Genomic DNA, 16,809 nt, shown 5'->3' with positions numbered 1-16,809 from the left:
GGGCTAATTAACGGCTGTGAGCGATGCTGCTTACAGCTGCTAGTTCAGCGGCTTCTTGCTCTTGCTGTTCTTGACGCTCACGTGCATCAAGGATCTCTTTAGTGATAAGACCTTCTTCGATCTCGCGTAGAGCGATAACCGTTTGCTTATCATTCTCTTCTGGCACTAGTGAATCTTTGCCACCAGTTTGCATTTGACGAGCGCGGCGTGCCGCAATTAGAACTAGGTCGAAACGGTTGCCTACTTTTTCAACAGCGTCTTGAACAGTTACGCGTGCCATGAGAACTCCAAATTAGTTAACTAAAATTTTGAATGACGAGAAATTATACAGGCTGACAGTTCCTAGTGTCTAGGATCTGTTTGCCATTCGACTAATTTACTCAGCTAAAAGCGCGTCGAGCATGCCTTTATATTTAGCAGCTTGCTTGTCTTGCTTCAATCTTTCTGCGCGGATGATGGCCTTAAAGTCCATTAATGCAGTATCGAAATCATCATTGACGATCACGTAGTCGTACTCACTGTAGTGTGAGATTTCAGACTTTGCTTCTGCCATGCGTTTAGCGATCACTGTATCGCTATCCTGACCACGAGCGTTAAGACGACGCTCTAGCTCACCGTTTGATGGTGGTAGGATAAACAGGCTTTTTGCTTGCGGCATTTGTTCGCGGATTTGACGAGCACCTTGCCAGTCAATATCTAGGAACACATCGATCCCTTTATCTAGGTTATTTTCAATCCAAACACGAGAGGTACCGTAGTAGTTACCGAACACTTCTGCGTACTCTAGGAACTCATTTTTTTCAATCAGCTCTTCGAAGTGCTCTTTTTGTACGAAGTGGTAGTGGACACCATCTTGCTCACCCGGGCGCATGCCACGAGTAGTGTGAGATACCGACACTTTCATCGCGTAGGTTGGATTTGTTTCTAGCATTGCTGAAATAAGACTAGATTTTCCAGCGCCGCTTGGTGCAGATACGATATATAGAGTGCCTTTACCCATAGGGACGATCTCACATTTGGTTTGATAACAGCCAGCAGCAAAGCTGACATATATAAAGATAGCACTGACCAAGTTGACGCACCGAAGTGGTGAAATTTAGGCCAGAAAAATGGAGGCGAAGAGTAGCATAAATCGCCTATTTAGGACAATAAGATTGATTAACTCTGATTATTAGTCAAATTGTCGCTTGATGTCGTTCACACAAGCCAGCAAATTTGACCTAACTCGAGTACTGTTTTGTGGATTTGTTCAAATAATCGTTGAGTTTTTGTTCTACTTCCTTACAATCCGCGCAAACGATTAAATGCTGTATATATCTAGAGTGATGGTCTAGATGTCTCTACCACTGAGCCTATCTTAGTGACTACAGTTTTTAAGTGCTGAGACTCCAAATATCACCGCTTACAGCATTTCATCTCATTTACCTTCCATTTTAATTGTATAGGTTTCACTGTGAGTCTCGATTCAACGCTAAAAGCGCAAAATCAAGCAGGTCTTTTAGATTCTGTATTTAAAATTACTGAACGCAAAACAACCCTAGGTACTGAGCTATACGCTGGCTTTATTACCTTTTTAGCGATGAGCTATATTCTGGCGGTTAACCCAGCAATCTTGGGTGGTATCCCTGGAATGGATAAAGGCGCGGTGTTTACTGCGACAGCTTTATCAGCAGCAATTGCGACCTTTATTATGGGTGTTTGGGGTAACTACCCAGTGATGCTAGCGCCTGGGATGAGCATGAATGGCTTTTTTAAAGGCATGCTACTAAGCGGTTCAGTGGCTTTGCTCTGGAATGAAGCGCTGTTTGGTATCTTCTTGTCCGGTGTTTTGTACTTACTGCTCTCGTTAACCAATATCCGTAAGTCGCTGATTGAATCAATTCCTGAAGACTTAAAGAATGCGATTACTGTCTCGCTTGGCCTATTCATTGCCTTTTTAGGCCTCAAGAACGCCGGCATCATTGTTGAGAATAAGTTTGTTCTTGTCGGTATGGGTAACATTACCGATCCACAAGTGATTATTGCTTACATCAGTATCTTCATTGCATTAGGCTGTATGGTACGTGACATTAAGCTGGCGACGTTTATCTCATTTGTCAGTGCAATTGGCCTGACATTGATTGCTGATCTAGTGATGGGTACATCCAATGCGCCAATTCCTGAGCAAATCGTGACGGCGCCGCCAAGCATGGCAAGTACGTTCGGTGCGATTTTTGACTTCTCAAGCTTAACCGCAGATAAGATGTTTGATTTGCTGTTTGTGGTGGTGATTTTCCTGATTGTCGATTTCTTTGATGGCATGAGCACCATTGTCGGTGTTGGCCGTGATGCGGGGATTATCGATAAAGACGGTAAGGTACCAAATGCGCGCTCTGCGCTAGTCGCTGATGCGGGCGGTACCGTGATTGGTTCAGTGCTAGGTACCACGTCAATCACTGCATTCTCAGAGTCGGGCATTGCCTCTTCACAAGGTGCAAAGACAGGTCTTGCGGCGGTTGTAGTGTCGGGCCTGTTCCTCGTATCGCTACTCTTATATCCACTATTTTCTATCTTCTCTGCGGCGATGGTTGCTCCAGCGATGGTCGTAGTGGGTATCTACATGATAGGTCGCCTAGGTCAGATTAACTGGGATAAGAAAGAGTCTCGTATTGCGGCGTTCTTTACCATCATGTTTACCGTACTGAGCTTCTCTCCAGCTAACGGTATGGCGATGGGCTTTATCAGTTACGCATTCAGCATGGTTGTGGCAGGTAAAGGTAAAGAGGTTCACCCAATTATCTACGCGCTGTCTGCAGTATTCTTAGCTTACTTGTTACTGCTATAGAAAGTTACATCATAGGGAGCGGTTATCGACTAAAGAATGATGACCGCTCGCTTCTTTGTCATACATCTCGTGGTAAACTGGATGCCTATTAGTTTTTATCACGGATAGGGATTATGCCTTCCAATCTTCCTAAATCTTTCAGTAAACCATTTCTTAAAATCTTCCATTCGCTAGAGGCTGTGCTGCTAGTGGCGATCACGCTTGCGACGCTGTTTGCGATGGTCGAAGAGTTTGTTCATGTGTTTACTGAGAAACGCGTGCTGCTGACCGATATTCTGTTGATGTTCATCTATCTCGAAGTGCTGGCGATGGTTAAGCAGTTTGTGATGAACGGTAAGATCCCAGTGCGCTACCCAATCTACATTGCCATGATGGCGATCGCTCGATACATCACCTTAGGTATGAAAGAGTTGGATGCGGTATTGGTAGTTTGGCTTTCGGTAGCGGCGCTAATTTTGGCGGTAGCGACAATGGTGATTCGAGTAGGGCACCATTATTGGCCGTATATTGATAACAATACCGCCGAGAAAGATGAGTAAGGTTATCTGTGGGGCAGTATGAGGTAAAGAAGTGTAAAGTCTTATCAAATCATATTGTTATTTTCTGAATAGCCGATTATCTTTTCATCACCCCCTTTGTGATGAGAGTGTGTGATGCTGCTTCGCTATACATCCACAATTTGTTTTGTGCTAAGTGCATTGCTATCCATTGTGCTGCTTAGTAGTGCAGCACAAGCGGAAGTTTCTTCTCATCATGTTGCTAACTCAAACTCTGTCGTGCAAAAGATAGAGTTTGGTGGATGTGGTTTTGAACCAGTAGACGCAACAACTGAGGTTGGTTGTTGCGAACCCGGCGGTACCTGTTTCGAGAAACAGTGCTGTTCTCATATAAACGTCTCAAACATTGCACTCGTTGAGACGAATGTTCGTTCCTATAGTTCCCCTTTCCGTTATGCGCTTGCAGTAAGTGCACCTATTAGTTACACCAGTGTAGAGATCCAATCTCTATATCGACCTCCAATAGCCTAATTCTTATTTCACTGCGATTTATCGCACCACTATTCACACAACTTGCTTGTGTTCCTTTGATATCGGTGTAAGTAGCTTGGCTTATTTGCACCACCCTGTGATGGGAATAAGAATATGAAATTTGAAATGATTTATGGCACGAGTGTCTGTGCTGCTTCTGCTGTTTGCCTGCCGACATTAATTACGTTCTCTTTGATTCAAGGAGGTCGTTATGCCGCATAAATATCTAACGACGTTTTTGTTTGTCTCGGTATGCCTTATTTGGGGGACGACTTGGTTAGCCATGGAGGTTGCGGTAGCGACTGTCCCACCGATTTTTGCTACGGGTCTGCGATTCTTGATCGCTTCGCCGCTGTTGGTGTTACTAGCGGTAAAGCTGAAACAACCGTTGTTGTTCCCGAAGGGAAAGCAATTTTGGATGTTTGTCGTCGCTATCTTCTATTTTGCGATTCCATTTACTTTGATGATTTTTGGTGAGCAGTACATCTCATCAGGCTTGGCTTCTATTATTTTTGCCAATATGCCGATTGCTGTGATGGTGACATCAAGTCTGTTTTTGGGCTTACGTTTGAGTAAGTTACAAATAGCAGGTCTGCTCGTTGCGGTGTTGAGCTTAGCACTGATCTTAGCGACAGAAATGACATTAGGTGGCGAAGACTATTTGCTTGGTTCGCTGGCTCTTGGTGGCGCCGTCGCCATTCATTCGGTGATGTATGTGTTTGTGGAAAAGTACTGCCGTAGCACTCCAGTTCTGACCTACAACGCCATTCCAAGTTTGATTGCCTCGGTGTGCTTGTTGCTGGTTTCCTTCTGGTTAGAGCAACCACTGATTGCGGCATTTTCAGTAGACTCAATGGTGGCAGTGGCCTATTTAGGTGTTTTCGCAAGTGTCGGCGGTATAGTAGCCTACTTTAAGCTCGGTCAGGTATCGACGCCGTTTACTGCTTCTATCTGTTTTCTCTTTTTCCCACTTATTGCTTTAAGTTTGTCGAGTTGGGTGGCGGGAAATAGTTTTTCGATGACATCGCTGTTTTTAATGGTGCCACTGCTGCTCGGTATTTTGGTGACCAAAGCGGAACCGTCTTTCTGGCGCAAACTTGGTTTTAGGCGTGCAAAACAACAGCCGGTGCTTTGCGCTCAATGTGCGAAACGACTTAGTGCCTAGTTAGGCTGTAGATATAAAAAAGCCCCACACTTATCGCGGGGCTTTTATTTCAATTGAATCGATTATTCAATGTTCTGAATTTGCTCACGCATTTGCTCGATAAGTACTTTAAGCTCAACACCAGATGCTGTGATATCTGTGCTGATAGACTTAGACGCTAGTGTGTTCGACTCACGGTTAAACTCTTGCATCATAAAGTCGAGACGACGGCCACAAGCGCCACCCTTCTTCAGGATGTTGGTTGCTTCTTTTACGTGAGAGTCTAAGCGGTCGAGCTCTTCTGCCACGTCAGATTTTTGCGCTAGTAAGATTAGCTCTTGTTCTACGCGTGATGAATCAAGCTCAACTTTTGCATCTTCAAACTTCGAGAACAGACGCTCACGTTGCCATTCTAAAATTTCAGGCATACGAGCACGCACTTTAACCACTTCTTCGGTGATTGCATCTAAGCGCTGAGCGATCAATGCTTTCATGTTTTCACCTTCACGGCCACGCGCTTCAATAAACTCGCTTACTGCTTCATCAAATGCACCTAGCAAGTCTTTGTTTACCGCATCCATATCTTGCTCAGACGTTTCCATTACACCCGGCCAGTTCATTACTTGGAATGGGTTTAGGCGGCTCTCTTCGCCAGTCATCTGCATCACTTGGTTTGCTGCGTTGATCACTTGCTGTGCTAGGCTTTCATTGATGCTTAGCTCGCCTTTTGCGGCTGGGTTAGCTTCAAAACGCAGTGCACATTCAACTTTACCGCGCGCTAGGCGTTTACGGAAACGCTCACGCAGTACTGGCTCTAGGCCACGGAACTGTTCTGGTAGGCGGAAGTAGGTTTCAAGGTAGCGTTGGTTAACACTACGAATTTCCCATACTGCTGTGCCCCAATCGCCTTTCACTTCTTTACGTGCGTAGGCTGTCATACTGTAGATCATCGAATTTTCCTGTTTAATCATCTTTGAAAATAACGCGAGGCAATAGTAGCACAAATCTCGGATGGATAGCTTTGTAGAGCAAACTTCGCTATAATCCTGCTCCAACCAAAAACGTCTCCCCCTTCATATAAGGTAGATGCCCATGCGTCCAAACGATCGCAAGGCGGACCAAGTTCGCCCAATCAAAATTACTCGTAACTACACAGCTTATGCAGAAGGTTCTGTATTGGTTGAATTCGGCAATACAAAAGTACTTTGTAATGCGACCGTTGAAGAGAACGTTCCACGCTGGCTAAAAGGTCAGGGCAAGGGCTGGGTAACGGCTGAATACGGCATGCTGCCACGTTCAACGCACTCGCGTATGCGTCGTGAAGCGGCAAGTGGTAAGCAAGGTGGTCGTACGATGGAAATCCAACGTCTGATTGCTCGCAGCTTACGCGCAGTAGTTGACCTAGAAGCAATGGGCGAAATCATGGTGACAGTAGACTGTGATGTAATCCAAGCGGATGGCGGTACACGTACTGCGTCTATCTCGGGTGCAAGCGTTGCGATGGCAGATGCATTCCAACACCTAGTAGAAAAGGGCAAGTTAAAAGCTAACCCAATGAAAGGCCATGTAGCAGCCGTTTCTGTGGGTATTCTAGGTGAAGACATCCTGTGTGACCTTGAGTACACAGAAGATTCAGCCGCTGATACCGATATGAACGTAGTGATGACCGAAGACGGGCGTATGATCGAAGTTCAAGGCACGGCAGAGGGCGAACCGTTCACCCACGCTGAGCTGATGAAGTTGCTCGAGTCGGCGACCAAAGGTATTACCGAGATCGTAGCGGCGCAGAAGGCGGCGTTAGAAAATTGATTTAGATAGCTTCCTTTTTAGGAAGCTATTTTTTTATCAAAATTTGGCCAAGGCTAAGTTTTGAACTGTTTATAAACCGTCTAGAAAACTAGACCTTTTATTTAGAGAGAAAGTAATGAAAGCATACCAGCGTGAATTTATTGAGTTTGCACTAGAGAAAGAAGTCCTAAAATTTGGCGAGTTTACTTTAAAGTCTGGCCGTAAGAGTCCGTACTTCTTTAACGCTGGTCTTTTCAATACTGGTCGTGACTTAGCGCGTCTAGGTCGTTTCTACGCAGCAGCGCTAGCAGATTCTGACATTGAATTCGATGTGCTATTTGGCCCTGCGTACAAAGGTATTCCAATTGCGACGACAACAGCTGTTGCACTAGCGGATCACCACGATGTGGATACGCCTTACTGTTTCAACCGTAAAGAAGCAAAAGATCACGGTGAAGGTGGCAACCTAGTCGGTAGCGCACTGGAAGGTCGTATTATGCTGGTGGATGATGTAATTACTGCAGGCACAGCAATCCGTGAGTCAATGGAAATCATCCAAGCAAACGGCGCTGACCTAGCAGGTGTGTTGGTTGCGATTGACCGCCAAGAGAAAGGTAAAGGTGAGTTGTCAGCTATCCAAGAAGTTGAGCGTGACTTTGGCTGCGCAATCATCTCAATTGTTAGCCTGACTGACCTAGTGACTTTCCTAGAAGAGAAAGGCACAGCGCCTGAACATCTAGAAGCAGTGAAAGCGTACCGCGCTGAGTACGGCATCTAAGAGATAAGCCCCTGTCATTCCATAGAGTGACGAAGGATCGAGTAGGGAATCTCTCGAAATTTGCTACTCGCTTGAAAAGATTCCCAACTCGGTCGAGCCTCCCTTTCGGGAATGACACTGTTAGCGATTGAATCGAAAAGGGGCTGATGCGTAAACATCAGCCCCTTTGTTTTTTTAATCGAGACTACTTGTATCGAATCCCTCTCTCGACACTTTCATCTTCCATGGTCTTATAGCGCTTATGTAGCCACATCCACTGCTCGGGAGCTCGAAGAATCAACTCTTCAACATACTTGTTCATATAAGCCGCTGCCGCTTTTTCATCTTTCTGCGGATAATCAGCCTCAATCGACTTATCAGCAATGATTTCGTATCTACCCTGAGCATTTCTAAACCCAGAGCCTGGGACAATGGCGCACTTGCTGGTATAGGCAAGAATGCTGGTCCCTGTGGTGGTACAAGCATCCTCTATAGCGAAGAAGGGTACGAAAACCGACTTATTTCTGCCGTAGTCATGATCAGGAAGGTAGAACAAGCGCTCACCATCACGCATCACGCGGATCATCTGCTTAATATCACGGCGATAGACAAGTTGATTGCCATTTTGTGAGCGTCCACGGTATTGGATAAATTCGTAAGCTGGGTTGCTGTGAGGGCGATAAACACCATAACCCTGCAAGCCTAAGGCGCCAAAAGCACGGGCGGTAATTTCAAGGTTTAACGCATGGACACAGCAGAGTAATACCCCTTTACCCTCACTATCTAAACGCTTGAGTTCTTCAACATCTTTAGCAACGAGAATACGTTTAAAGCGCCATGTTGGCCAAAACCAAGTAATACCTGTTTCGATTAACGCCATACCGGTATTTTTGAAGTTTTCTTCGACCATTTTCTCGCGTTCAGCGTGCTCCATATCTGGAAATGCTAGCTCGAGGTTACGACGAGCCACTTTGACACGCGATTTGCCCGCTTTCATGCCTAGCTTGCCAATGCCACGCCCGATACGATAAAGCACCGCATAAGGTAGCAGGTTAACGATAAGGGCTAGTAAGCCGAAACCAAACCATACACCCCAATACTTAGGGTGGAGGAGAGTTAGCGTGAACTTAGGTTTCTCAACGGTCGATTTTTTTTTCATAGCGATTACTTAATCTGTGCACTTAGCAGAGCCCAGTACTCTTCGAAGTTAGCAGTAGGCTGGTATTTAAAATCAGAACGTACAAAGCGGTTAAGGCTGCCTTCAACTTGCCCCAGTAGCTGTGCCGCCAAGATTTTTTCATCAACAGGGAAAGATTTACCTTCACGTAACTTGCGTTCACGTAAAATTTGACGAATAGAGGTTTCGATACGCTCAAACAGTTGGTTGATACGCTCGCGTAGACGCTCATTTTCAAACATCAAAGCGTGGCCTGAAAGAATGCGGCTAAGACCTGGGTTACGTTCTGCAAAAGCTAAGATCAACTGCAGTACCAGTCGAATGCGTGTCAGGGTATCTTTTTCTTCATCTAAGATACGGTTAATGCGCGACATTAATGACTCTTCGATGAACTCAATCAATCCTTCAAACATTCGAGCTTTGCTCGGGAAATGGCGATACAGAGCAGCTTCAGAAACACCAACTTGTTTCGCCAGTTTTGCTGTGGTGATGCGAGAAGCGCCTTCATTGGACTCCAGCATTTCCGCTAATGCTTGCAAAATTTCTTCCCGGCGGTTGGATTTTCTTGTTCCGGCCATGAACTCTTTTCCTTCTATTACCATTCTGAATTAAAAGGCTCCGTTAACCTCGGAGCCAAATATTGTAAGCTCTATTACTTGTCGCAGCTGATCGCTCAATGAGAGCAATGGCCGTTTAGGCTTCTAGTCGTTCTGCGATAGTAAGGATGATTTGTGATGCAATCTGTTGCTTGGACGCTAGGGTAAGTGATTGCTTACCATCTTTCCAGTACATGGTGATGGCATTGTCGTCACTGTTGAATCCTTGTCCTTCTACTGAGACATCGTTGGCACAAATCATGTCGAGGTTCTTCTTCGCAAGCTTAGTGCGAGCGTAGTGTTCGATATCTTGAGTTTCTGCTGCAAAGCCAACAGTAAACGGTCTTGATTCGCTAAGTTTGGCAACTGAAGCAACGATGTCGGGGTTCTTGACCATAGTGATGGTCATTTGGTCACTGTCATCGGTCTTTTTGATTTTCTGCTCAGCGATAGTTTGCGGGCGATAATCGGCCACGGCTGCGCAAGCAATAAAGATATCGTGCTTTGTCGCGTTATCTATCACGTTATCAAACATGCTTTGAGCACTATCGACATCAATACGTTGAACGTTAGCCGGAGTTGCCAGTGAAACAGGGCCTGAAACCAAAGTAACTTTTGCACCAAGCTGAGTTGCCGCTTGTGCTAATGAAAATCCCATCTTGCCTGAACTGTGGTTGGAGATATAACGTACAGGGTCAATTGCCTCACGGGTTGGGCCGGCGGTAATGAGTACTGACTTACCTTGCAGAGGTTTATCAGCAAAGAACTGTTCACAGCGCTCAACAAGCTGCATTGGCTCAAGCATTCGACCTGGACCGACATCACCACACGCTTGCTCGCCCGCAGCCGGTCCCCAAATGTGCATTCCTCGACGCTCAAGTGTGGCTATATTCTCTTGAGTCGCGAGATTACGATACATCTGTTGATTCATCGCTGGAGAAACGGCAATAGGGGAGTCAGTAGCCAAAACCAGTGTAGTAAGCAAATCATTGCCCATGCCTGCACTCATTCGCGCGATAAGATCAGCAGTAGCGGGCGCAAGTAATACTAAATCAGCCCATTTCGCTAGCTCAATATGCCCCATAGAGGCTTCAGCAGCAGGATCTAATAAATTATCTGATACTGGTCTGCCAGAGACGGCTTGCATGGTTAACGGAGTAATAAACTCTTTTGCTGCCTTAGTCATGACAACCTGAACTTCGGCGCCACGTTCAATAAGACGGCGTGTCAGCTCGGCACATTTATATGCGGCAATGCCACCACTAATGCCCAAAAGGATCTTTTTGCCAGCGAGTGTTTGCATGATGATCTTCCTTAAAAATTCTGCCCGTAAGATACCATGGCTGCTATTTACGTGCCTAGTTTCGGTATCTGAGATATTGAAGTTGAAATATGAGCAGGCGCGCGAAACGGCCTACTTTGATTACAATTCGTACCTTGAATGTGCGGAGTTAGCTCGTGTTATAGCGGTTCACTTTCAGCTGTTCGTTGTTGCTTAAGTATTCTCTTCACCACGAATTAGTCAGAGAGTCTATAAATGAATGCACTACCCAAAGAATCAATGCCACGCGAGAAGCTACTCTCTCATGGTCCTCATTCACTCACTGATGCAGAGCTATTAGCCATATTTCTTCGCACCGGAACGCAGGGAATGAATGTTTTAACGCTATCAGACCACCTTATTAAGGAGTTTGGCTCATTAAGAGCACTGTTTTCAGCCGATCTTGATGAATTTTGTCACCACAAAGGTTTGGGCGTTGCCAAGTTTGTTCAATTGCAAGCGACATTAGAGATGACTCAGCGCTATTTAGCGGAAACACTTAAGCGTGGTGAGGCGCTGACAAGCCCTGAGCAGACCAAGCTTTATTTATCTGGATTACTAAGGGATAAGCAGCGTGAAGAGTTTTATGTGCTATTTTTAGACAATCAGCACCGAGTTATTTGTGGCGAACCACTATTCCAAGGCACGATAGATGCGGCCTCTGTTTATCCTAGAGAGGTGGTGAAGCGCTCACTAGAGCATAATGCAGCAGCTTTAATTCTTGCTCATAATCACCCTTCAGGCGTTGCTGAGCCTAGCCAGAGCGACCGTAGGATAACTCGACGAATTACTGACGCATTGGCCTTAGTCGACATTCGTGTTTTAGACCATTTTGTCGTTGGAGATGGTGAAATTGTTTCCTTCGCAGAACGTGGTTGGATTTAAATCACATTTTTTGTTGTGAGTTCGCTGATTTCTGCTACAATCCCCCGACATTTTTTAGCACATAAATCAGCTCTGCCTAAAAAAGATCAGGAAAACCTGTAAAAAGGATCTGTTCGGGTCTTGAGCAATGCTACTCAAGTTAGTATAATGCGCGACCTTTGATAGCCTTGTATGGGTTTCCATAGCGGTATAAGACCTCAAACTTCTAATTTAGAAACTGAGAGGTTCGGCCACCAAGGTTGATATCGAGCTGAAACGATTTTGGAGAAGACATTCATGTCACGAGTATGCCAAGTAACTGGTAAGCGTCCAGTAACGGGTAACAACCGTTCACACGCACGCAATGCTACTAAGCGTCGTTTTCTGCCGAACCTACAAACTCATCGTTTCTGGGTAGAGAGCGAAAAACGTTTTGTTAAACTACGTCTATCTGCTAAAGGTATGCGTATCATCGACAAGAAAGGCATCGATGCTGTTCTTGTTGATATCCGTGCAAACGGCGAAAACGTTTAAGAGGAAATAGACAATGGCAAAGAAAGGCGTACGTGAGAAAATCCGTCTAGTATCTTCTGCAGGTACTGGTCACTTCTACACGACTGATAAGAACAAGCGTAACATGCCAGGCAAATTTGAGATCAAGAAATTTGATCCAGTAGTTCGCCAGCACGTTATGTACAAAGAAGCTAAAATCAAGTAATTGATTCTTCTTTGAACTTCCTTCGGGAAGCGTGAATTGAAACCCAACCATAGCAATATGGTTGGGTTTTTTATTGCCTGTAACATCTAGGAATGTTGCTTAGCATGAGTGCCATTCCATAGAACGACGAAGGAGAGAGTAGGGAATCTTTTGAATCCGTTACTAAGCTAATGAAATCCCCAACTTGTTCGTCCTTCTCTCTTGAGGATGACAATCTTGGATATAGGTAAGATTTAACATACCTCGCCTCCCTTCCTCTTTTCTGCTATTTTTGAGATAGTTAATAGCAGTGAAGACATCAATCATGCGAGTTTCACCAAGGCGTCGTCGACGTTGGAACAATATCCTTATTCTAGGCATTATCGCCTTTATTGGTTTGCTCAACCTGCCCACGATAATCAAGACCTACTTAATTGATGAACCAGCGGTTGTCAGTCAGCATCCTTATCTACTCAATCCAAATCAAGATCTTCAAGCGCTACATTTTGCTAATTGGTCATTAGAAAATAACCAAGGTCGTTGGCGCAGCTCTATTCCAAGTGTGATTCCAGAAGCTGACCTCGTAAAGCGCTGGCAAGAGTTAGTGGGTACAGAGATTAATCAACAAAGCTTTGACGATTTGAAGCCTCAATTAGGTTCACCTGAAACTATCGAAGTGTGGTATTTCGATCAAGAAGAACCACAAAGGATCACTTTTTACCAAACTCAGCAGTTTTGGCTGCTGAAAAATTGGCAGGGCAAGTGGATAGCAATCTCAGTCGAACCTCGTTATCTTATGCCTGAATAACCACATCATAGGACTTTGTTATGCCTGAATTGCCTGAAGTAGAAGTCAGCCGGATGGGAATCTCTCCACATTTAATTGGAGAAACCGTTGCCAAGCTGACGTTTCGCACTCCGAAGCTGCGTTGGGATATTCCCCAAGAGTTAAAGCAGATGGAAGGGCAGGTGATTCGTAACATCTCTCGCCGAGCCAAATACTTGCTGATTGAAACTGATGTTGGCTGCGCAATTGTCCACTTAGGTATGTCGGGCTCTCTGAGAGTACTGGATGCTGAAATAGCACCAGCCAAGCATGATCACGTTGATCTCAAGCTAACCAATGGCAAAGTGCTGCGTTATAACGATCCAAGACGCTTTGGTGCTTGGTTATGGACGGAAGATGGCAACCATACTGCGTTAGGTATCATGGGACCCGAGCCTTTGACCGATGAATTTAATGCTGACTACATAGCTGAAAAAGCCAAAGGGAAGCGTGTCGCGGTTAAACAATTCATTATGGATAACAAGGTGGTTGTAGGTATAGGGAACATCTACGCCAACGAGTCTTTATTTAGCGCCAGAATTCATCCCACTCGTCCTGCAGGTAAGATCACCAAAAAAGAGTGGGTGTTACTTGTCAGTGAGATTAAGCAAGTCCTCGATACCGCCATCAAGCAAGGTGGTACAACCCTCAAAGATTTTGCTCAAGCTGATGGAAAACCGGGCTATTTTGCTCAGGAGCTACAAGTCTATGGCAAAGCTGGTGAACCTTGCCCAAGTTGTGGAGAGCCGATCTCAGAGCAAAAGATAGGTCAAAGGAATACGTTTTTTTGTGGTGAGTGCCAGAAGTAAAGTCAAGGCTCCCGTTTTCTTACACAGTATTACTAAGATTGCGTGAAACATATGCCCACTCAAGATATAATCTGTTCTTTTGTTTCGCCCCATATTGTTGTAGGAGATGCCTTAAATGGTGCAACCCATTGAGCATGTGTTTGTTATTCACGTAAGTGAAGGATATGACGAAAGACGAGAGCATATCGACAAACATTTACCAGAGTCAGGTCTGGAACGCTTCGAGTATATGCTTGATGGTGATATTAAGGATTTGACAGAGGAAGTTTTAGAAAATTTGTTCCGAGGTAGTCCTCAGAGCCCTGCAGAGCAATCATGTTTCTATAAACATTATTTAACTTATAAAGCTATTGTGGAGCGAGAGGTTCCTTTCGCTTTGGTGCTAGAAGATGATGCTTATTTAACCTATGATTTTTCAAAAAAGCTAGAAAAAATTATTGAAGAATTGAAAGGTAAGTCTAATTATCTCGTAAATATTGAGAGTGCTTATTTGAGCGTTCCATTTAAATTCCGTAAGTGTAACCAGCATGTCTATCTAGCTAACTATACGAAAATGACGGGTGGTTATATTATCGATTATGCAGCGGCAAAAAAATTGTATGACTACCTGCAGACTCATCCTATTCACCTTCCAGTAGATGTTTATCAAAGTGAAATGAGAGATGTCATTGGTTTTAATATCTACTGGTCTCAACCTGCTCTAGTTCAGCAAGGTAGCAAGAATGGTACTTTTGCTAGTGCAATTAATGCTGAAGGTACGGGGGCTATTGATAAGATTAGATATTATATCAAGAATTACCATAAGAAATATGTGTGGAGTCATGTCAACAAGCGAGTCTTTAGAGTATTTGAGAATGTTAAACTTCATAAATAACAGAAAAGCAGTATCATTGTTATTTTTAGCCCCAGTTCTATGGATTACAACAGGGATGTTATGGGATGGGGATGGGGATATGCGCCTTGTTCCAATTGTATTAGTTATTGCTGCACTTTCTCTATTTGTTTTTCGTTTTGCTATCATCAAAGACAACTTAAAAAGTAGTTTTTGGGTTAAATTACTCTTTATTAATGGCCTGTTTGGTGCGTTAGCATATGAGGTATACGGCTTTGATTCAAGAGAACTAAGAGCGACATTAGTAATGTTGTTCTTATTCTTAACGACCCCAAAGAATTTTTATACTAAGAGTGCTATGCAATGGCTTCTATTCATCGCTTCAATTTCTTGTAGCTCATACAGCTACTACTATCAAATTAATGTCAGTTTATTCCGTGGTGAGTGGCCTATTAATGCGATTCCATTTGCCACCATATGTGGTTTGGTTTCAATCTCTTCTTTGGGGTTACTATTAACTCGCTTTGAGGAGAAAAATACCATTGTTCTTATTGTTGCAGTAACGTTATCTATGGCTGGTTTATTGTTAAGTCAGTCTCGAGGGCCTTTGATTGCTCTAATAGTTGTTGTGTTCCTTTTGTTGCTATATGTTTCATACAGAAAAAACTGGGCGTTATGTGTATTAACACTTTTGTGTTTGGTGGTAGGTGTTGGGGGGCTATTTAAGCTACCAGTGATACAGGATAGAATTGAAAGGACAATTCAGGAATATCACTTGATCGAGCAAGGGCACCTTAACTCATCTATAGGAGTTCGCTTACAAATGGTTGGAATTGGAATAGAACTTTGGCAGCGAAACCCAATGCTTGGCTATGGTAAAGATATAAAGATAGAGTTTGATAAGTTGGAATATGAAAAAAGAATCACTCCTTCATTAAATCGACTTATATCCATGACATTCCACAATGGGTATGTAGATAAATTTGTTCTCTACGGTTTATTAGGAGGGTTGATTTTTCTCACATTTCTTTTTTACCCAATATGGAAGGCTCGGCAGTATACGATTGAGAGAGGTGCGGTCTTACTCTGGGCTCCTGCATTATTTGTGGCAATATGCAATTTTTCTGACGCCCCGTTTATTAATTCACAAGCAGCAATTTATTATATGTTTATCATTGGTAGCGTTACCATGATATTGTCTAATGAAAAGGAGAGGGAGTGAAAATATTATACTATCTCAAGCATGCCTTTTTAGAAATTATGCCAAGATTTTTGTTTGATTTTCGAAAGCGAGCACTAGAAAAGACTTACGCTGACCATAACGATTGTATACAGACTAGGGTAGATTATTATTGCAAGCTAGATAGTAACTTTGTTATTGGTAATAAAGTTACAAAGATTTCTGACTACAAACGTAAAGGTTACACATCTTACTACTTTGATCTAAAAGAGTTTCTGCACTACTTCCCTAAGTCATATCGATTTAATTACTATTTTGGCGATGAAACACACATAGAACCAATTCCTACGCTCTTTAAAGCTAGGCCAATCGAAGGTAACAATAACAACTCTGTGTTGTTTAAGCTCGATAAACGCAGGCACTTTCGTTTTGTTGAAGATCAGCTTAGTTTTGCTGATAAAAAAGATGCTGCAGTATTTCGAGGTGCGGTCACCCAACCACATCGTATTCGATTTATGCAAGAAATGTTTGACCACCCCTTGGTTGATGCGGGCCAGTCAAACAGCTCAGACGAACACCCTGAGTGGCAAAAGCCATTTATGTCTGTTGAAGAGCAGCTTCAATATAAGTTCTTGATTTGTTTAGAAGGAAATGATGTTGCCTCCAACTTAAAGTGGGCGATGTCTTCAAATTCAGTTGTGGTTACTCCTAAAATGAAGTTTGAAACTTGGTTTATGGAAGGCACTCTTCAAGCGGGTGTTCATTATATTGAAGTGAAAGATGATTGGTCTGATTTTGAAGAAAAGATTCAGTATTACATCGATAATCCACTAGAAGCTGAAAAAATCGTCAAAAATGCTCATGATTATATCGCTCCGTTTAAAGATGAGAAGCTAGAGCAATTAGTATGCATTAAGACACTAGAACGATACTTCGAGCTATCCGGACAGTTAGAGAAAAAGTAAG

At 43.8% G+C, this 16,809-nt stretch carries 20 protein-coding genes and 1 riboswitch; of the genes, 14 read left to right on the top strand and 6 right to left on the bottom strand.

What is annotated here, in order from left to right; genetic code table 11:
- Positions 1-7: 7 nt before the first annotated feature.
- Together rpoZ and gmk are read right to left on the bottom strand one after the other, a co-directional pair.
- Positions 8-280 (bottom strand): DNA-directed RNA polymerase subunit omega, encoded by a 273-nt coding sequence (gene rpoZ / locus VIA_RS02970; protein WP_004410883.1) that lies wholly within the window; start codon positions 278-280, stop codon positions 8-10.
- Between the two features lie 96 nt (positions 281-376).
- Complete coding sequence (gene gmk / locus VIA_RS02965) at positions 377-1,000, bottom strand: guanylate kinase (RefSeq protein WP_004410882.1); 624 nt, start codon at positions 998-1,000, stop codon at positions 377-379.
- Between the two features lie 287 nt (positions 1,001-1,287).
- A riboswitch (purine riboswitch) is annotated at positions 1,288-1,387 on the top strand.
- A 66-nt stretch (positions 1,388-1,453) separates the two neighbouring features.
- Between gmk and VIA_RS02960 the strand changes: the two genes are divergently transcribed.
- The 4 genes from VIA_RS02960 (at position 1,454) to VIA_RS02945 (ending at position 5,017) form a co-directional block, all read left to right on the top strand.
- Positions 1,454-2,824 carry an NCS2 family permease gene (locus tag VIA_RS02960; RefSeq protein WP_004410881.1) on the top strand — a complete coding sequence of 457 codons (1,371 nt, stop codon included), beginning with the start codon at positions 1,454-1,456 and terminating at the stop codon, positions 2,822-2,824.
- A 113-nt stretch (positions 2,825-2,937) separates the two neighbouring features.
- Positions 2,938-3,363: a phosphate-starvation-inducible protein PsiE gene (locus VIA_RS02955; RefSeq protein ID WP_004416804.1), complete on the top strand. Its 426-nt coding sequence runs from the start codon at positions 2,938-2,940 to the stop codon at positions 3,361-3,363.
- 114 nt (positions 3,364-3,477) lie between these two features.
- The gene (locus tag VIA_RS02950; RefSeq protein WP_040896650.1) at positions 3,478-3,852 is read left to right on the top strand and encodes a hypothetical protein; all 375 of its coding nucleotides are present in this window, start codon (positions 3,478-3,480) and stop codon (positions 3,850-3,852) included.
- A 211-nt stretch (positions 3,853-4,063) separates the two neighbouring features.
- The gene (locus tag VIA_RS02945; protein WP_004410879.1) at positions 4,064-5,017 is read left to right on the top strand and encodes a DMT family transporter; all 954 of its coding nucleotides are present in this window, start codon (positions 4,064-4,066) and stop codon (positions 5,015-5,017) included.
- A gap of 62 nt (positions 5,018-5,079) precedes the next feature.
- Here VIA_RS02945 and VIA_RS02940 read toward each other — a convergent pair whose 3' ends face one another.
- Positions 5,080-5,946, bottom strand: coding sequence for a YicC/YloC family endoribonuclease (locus VIA_RS02940; protein ID WP_004410878.1), 867 nt, complete (start codon positions 5,944-5,946; stop codon positions 5,080-5,082).
- A gap of 142 nt (positions 5,947-6,088) precedes the next feature.
- On the opposite strand from VIA_RS02940, the gene rph reads away from it, so the two are divergent.
- Positions 6,089-6,805, top strand: coding sequence for a ribonuclease PH (gene rph / locus VIA_RS02935; RefSeq protein ID WP_004410877.1), 717 nt, complete (start codon positions 6,089-6,091; stop codon positions 6,803-6,805).
- Positions 6,806-6,920: 115 nt separating this feature from the next.
- The gene (gene pyrE, locus VIA_RS02930; protein WP_004410876.1) at positions 6,921-7,562 is read left to right on the top strand and encodes an orotate phosphoribosyltransferase; all 642 of its coding nucleotides are present in this window, start codon (positions 6,921-6,923) and stop codon (positions 7,560-7,562) included.
- Between the two features lie 184 nt (positions 7,563-7,746).
- On the opposite strand, the gene VIA_RS02925 is transcribed toward pyrE, so the two are convergent.
- From VIA_RS02925 to coaBC, 3 genes are all read right to left on the bottom strand, one after another.
- Positions 7,747-8,700, bottom strand: a complete 954-nt coding sequence (locus VIA_RS02925) for a Kdo(2)-lipid IV(A) acyltransferase (RefSeq protein ID WP_004410874.1) — start codon at positions 8,698-8,700, stop codon at positions 7,747-7,749.
- Positions 8,701-8,705: 5 nt separating this feature from the next.
- Positions 8,706-9,296 carry a nucleoid occlusion factor SlmA gene (slmA, locus tag VIA_RS02920; protein WP_004410873.1) on the bottom strand — a complete coding sequence of 197 codons (591 nt, stop codon included), beginning with the start codon at positions 9,294-9,296 and terminating at the stop codon, positions 8,706-8,708.
- Between the two features lie 115 nt (positions 9,297-9,411).
- A complete protein-coding gene (gene coaBC / locus VIA_RS02915; protein WP_004410871.1) occupies positions 9,412-10,617 on the bottom strand; it encodes a bifunctional phosphopantothenoylcysteine decarboxylase/phosphopantothenate--cysteine ligase CoaBC in 1,206 nt (401 codons plus the stop codon).
- Between the two features lie 234 nt (positions 10,618-10,851).
- On the opposite strand from coaBC, the gene radC reads away from it, so the two are divergent.
- The 8 genes from radC (at position 10,852) to VIA_RS02870 (ending at position 16,808) form a co-directional block, all read left to right on the top strand.
- Positions 10,852-11,520 (top strand): RadC family protein, encoded by a 669-nt coding sequence (gene radC / locus VIA_RS02905; RefSeq protein WP_004410868.1) that lies wholly within the window; start codon positions 10,852-10,854, stop codon positions 11,518-11,520.
- A gap of 276 nt (positions 11,521-11,796) precedes the next feature.
- Positions 11,797-12,033 carry a 50S ribosomal protein L28 gene (rpmB, locus tag VIA_RS02900; RefSeq protein WP_004410867.1) on the top strand — a complete coding sequence of 79 codons (237 nt, stop codon included), beginning with the start codon at positions 11,797-11,799 and terminating at the stop codon, positions 12,031-12,033.
- A 13-nt stretch (positions 12,034-12,046) separates the two neighbouring features.
- Complete coding sequence (gene rpmG, locus VIA_RS02895) at positions 12,047-12,217, top strand: 50S ribosomal protein L33 (RefSeq protein WP_004410866.1); 171 nt, start codon at positions 12,047-12,049, stop codon at positions 12,215-12,217.
- A 304-nt stretch (positions 12,218-12,521) separates the two neighbouring features.
- Entirely contained in the window at positions 12,522-13,004 is a 483-nt protein-coding gene (locus VIA_RS02890; RefSeq protein WP_004410838.1) for a hypothetical protein, read from the top strand.
- Between the two features lie 20 nt (positions 13,005-13,024).
- Positions 13,025-13,831, top strand: coding sequence for a bifunctional DNA-formamidopyrimidine glycosylase/DNA-(apurinic or apyrimidinic site) lyase (gene mutM / locus VIA_RS02885; RefSeq protein WP_004410837.1), 807 nt, complete (start codon positions 13,025-13,027; stop codon positions 13,829-13,831).
- A gap of 115 nt (positions 13,832-13,946) precedes the next feature.
- The gene (locus VIA_RS02880; protein ID WP_004410836.1) at positions 13,947-14,705 is read left to right on the top strand and encodes a glycosyltransferase family 25 protein; all 759 of its coding nucleotides are present in this window, start codon (positions 13,947-13,949) and stop codon (positions 14,703-14,705) included.
- Positions 14,653-15,885: an O-antigen ligase family protein gene (locus VIA_RS02875; RefSeq protein WP_235801286.1), complete on the top strand. Its 1,233-nt coding sequence runs from the start codon at positions 14,653-14,655 to the stop codon at positions 15,883-15,885. The genes VIA_RS02880 and VIA_RS02875 overlap by 53 nt, the downstream gene beginning before the upstream one ends.
- On the top strand, positions 15,882-16,808 hold the full coding sequence (locus VIA_RS02870) for a glycosyl transferase family 90 (protein ID WP_004416792.1): 927 nt from the start codon (positions 15,882-15,884) through the stop codon (positions 16,806-16,808). Before VIA_RS02875 ends, VIA_RS02870 begins: the two co-directional genes overlap by 4 nt.
- Position 16,809 lies beyond the last annotated feature (1 nt).

The sequence above is a fragment of the Vibrio orientalis CIP 102891 = ATCC 33934 genome (assembly GCF_000176235.1).
Classification (GTDB): Bacteria; Pseudomonadota; Gammaproteobacteria; order Enterobacterales; family Vibrionaceae; genus Vibrio; species Vibrio orientalis.
Note: the sequence above shows the minus strand (reverse complement) of the source record. Positions and strands in the feature narration are given on the sequence as shown.

Bases quoted from the DNA above. Each gene is read 5' to 3' on its own strand.
- rpoZ (WP_004410883.1), bottom strand. From the start codon at position 280: ATGGCACGCGTAACTGTTCAAGACGCTGTTGAAAAAGTAGGCAACCGT.
- gmk (WP_004410882.1), bottom strand. From the start codon at position 1,000: ATGGGTAAAGGCACTCTATATATCGTATCTGCACCAAGCGGCGCTGGA.
- VIA_RS02955 (WP_004416804.1), top strand. From the start codon at position 2,938: ATGCCTTCCAATCTTCCTAAATCTTTCAGTAAACCATTTCTTAAAATC.
- VIA_RS02950 (WP_040896650.1), top strand. From the start codon at position 3,478: ATGCTGCTTCGCTATACATCCACAATTTGTTTTGTGCTAAGTGCATTG.
- VIA_RS02945 (WP_004410879.1), top strand. From the start codon at position 4,064: ATGCCGCATAAATATCTAACGACGTTTTTGTTTGTCTCGGTATGCCTT.
- VIA_RS02940 (WP_004410878.1), bottom strand. From the start codon at position 5,946: ATGATCTACAGTATGACAGCCTACGCACGTAAAGAAGTGAAAGGCGAT.
- rph (WP_004410877.1), top strand. From the start codon at position 6,089: ATGCGTCCAAACGATCGCAAGGCGGACCAAGTTCGCCCAATCAAAATT.
- pyrE (WP_004410876.1), top strand. From the start codon at position 6,921: ATGAAAGCATACCAGCGTGAATTTATTGAGTTTGCACTAGAGAAAGAA.
- VIA_RS02925 (WP_004410874.1), bottom strand. From the start codon at position 8,700: ATGAAAAAAAAATCGACCGTTGAGAAACCTAAGTTCACGCTAACTCTC.
- slmA (WP_004410873.1), bottom strand. From the start codon at position 9,296: ATGGCCGGAACAAGAAAATCCAACCGCCGGGAAGAAATTTTGCAAGCA.
- coaBC (WP_004410871.1), bottom strand. From the start codon at position 10,617: ATGCAAACACTCGCTGGCAAAAAGATCCTTTTGGGCATTAGTGGTGGC.
- radC (WP_004410868.1), top strand. From the start codon at position 10,852: ATGAATGCACTACCCAAAGAATCAATGCCACGCGAGAAGCTACTCTCT.
- rpmB (WP_004410867.1), top strand. From the start codon at position 11,797: ATGTCACGAGTATGCCAAGTAACTGGTAAGCGTCCAGTAACGGGTAAC.
- rpmG (WP_004410866.1), top strand. From the start codon at position 12,047: ATGGCAAAGAAAGGCGTACGTGAGAAAATCCGTCTAGTATCTTCTGCA.
- VIA_RS02890 (WP_004410838.1), top strand. From the start codon at position 12,522: ATGCGAGTTTCACCAAGGCGTCGTCGACGTTGGAACAATATCCTTATT.
- mutM (WP_004410837.1), top strand. From the start codon at position 13,025: ATGCCTGAATTGCCTGAAGTAGAAGTCAGCCGGATGGGAATCTCTCCA.
- VIA_RS02880 (WP_004410836.1), top strand. From the start codon at position 13,947: ATGGTGCAACCCATTGAGCATGTGTTTGTTATTCACGTAAGTGAAGGA.
- VIA_RS02875 (WP_235801286.1), top strand. From the start codon at position 14,653: ATGTCAACAAGCGAGTCTTTAGAGTATTTGAGAATGTTAAACTTCATA.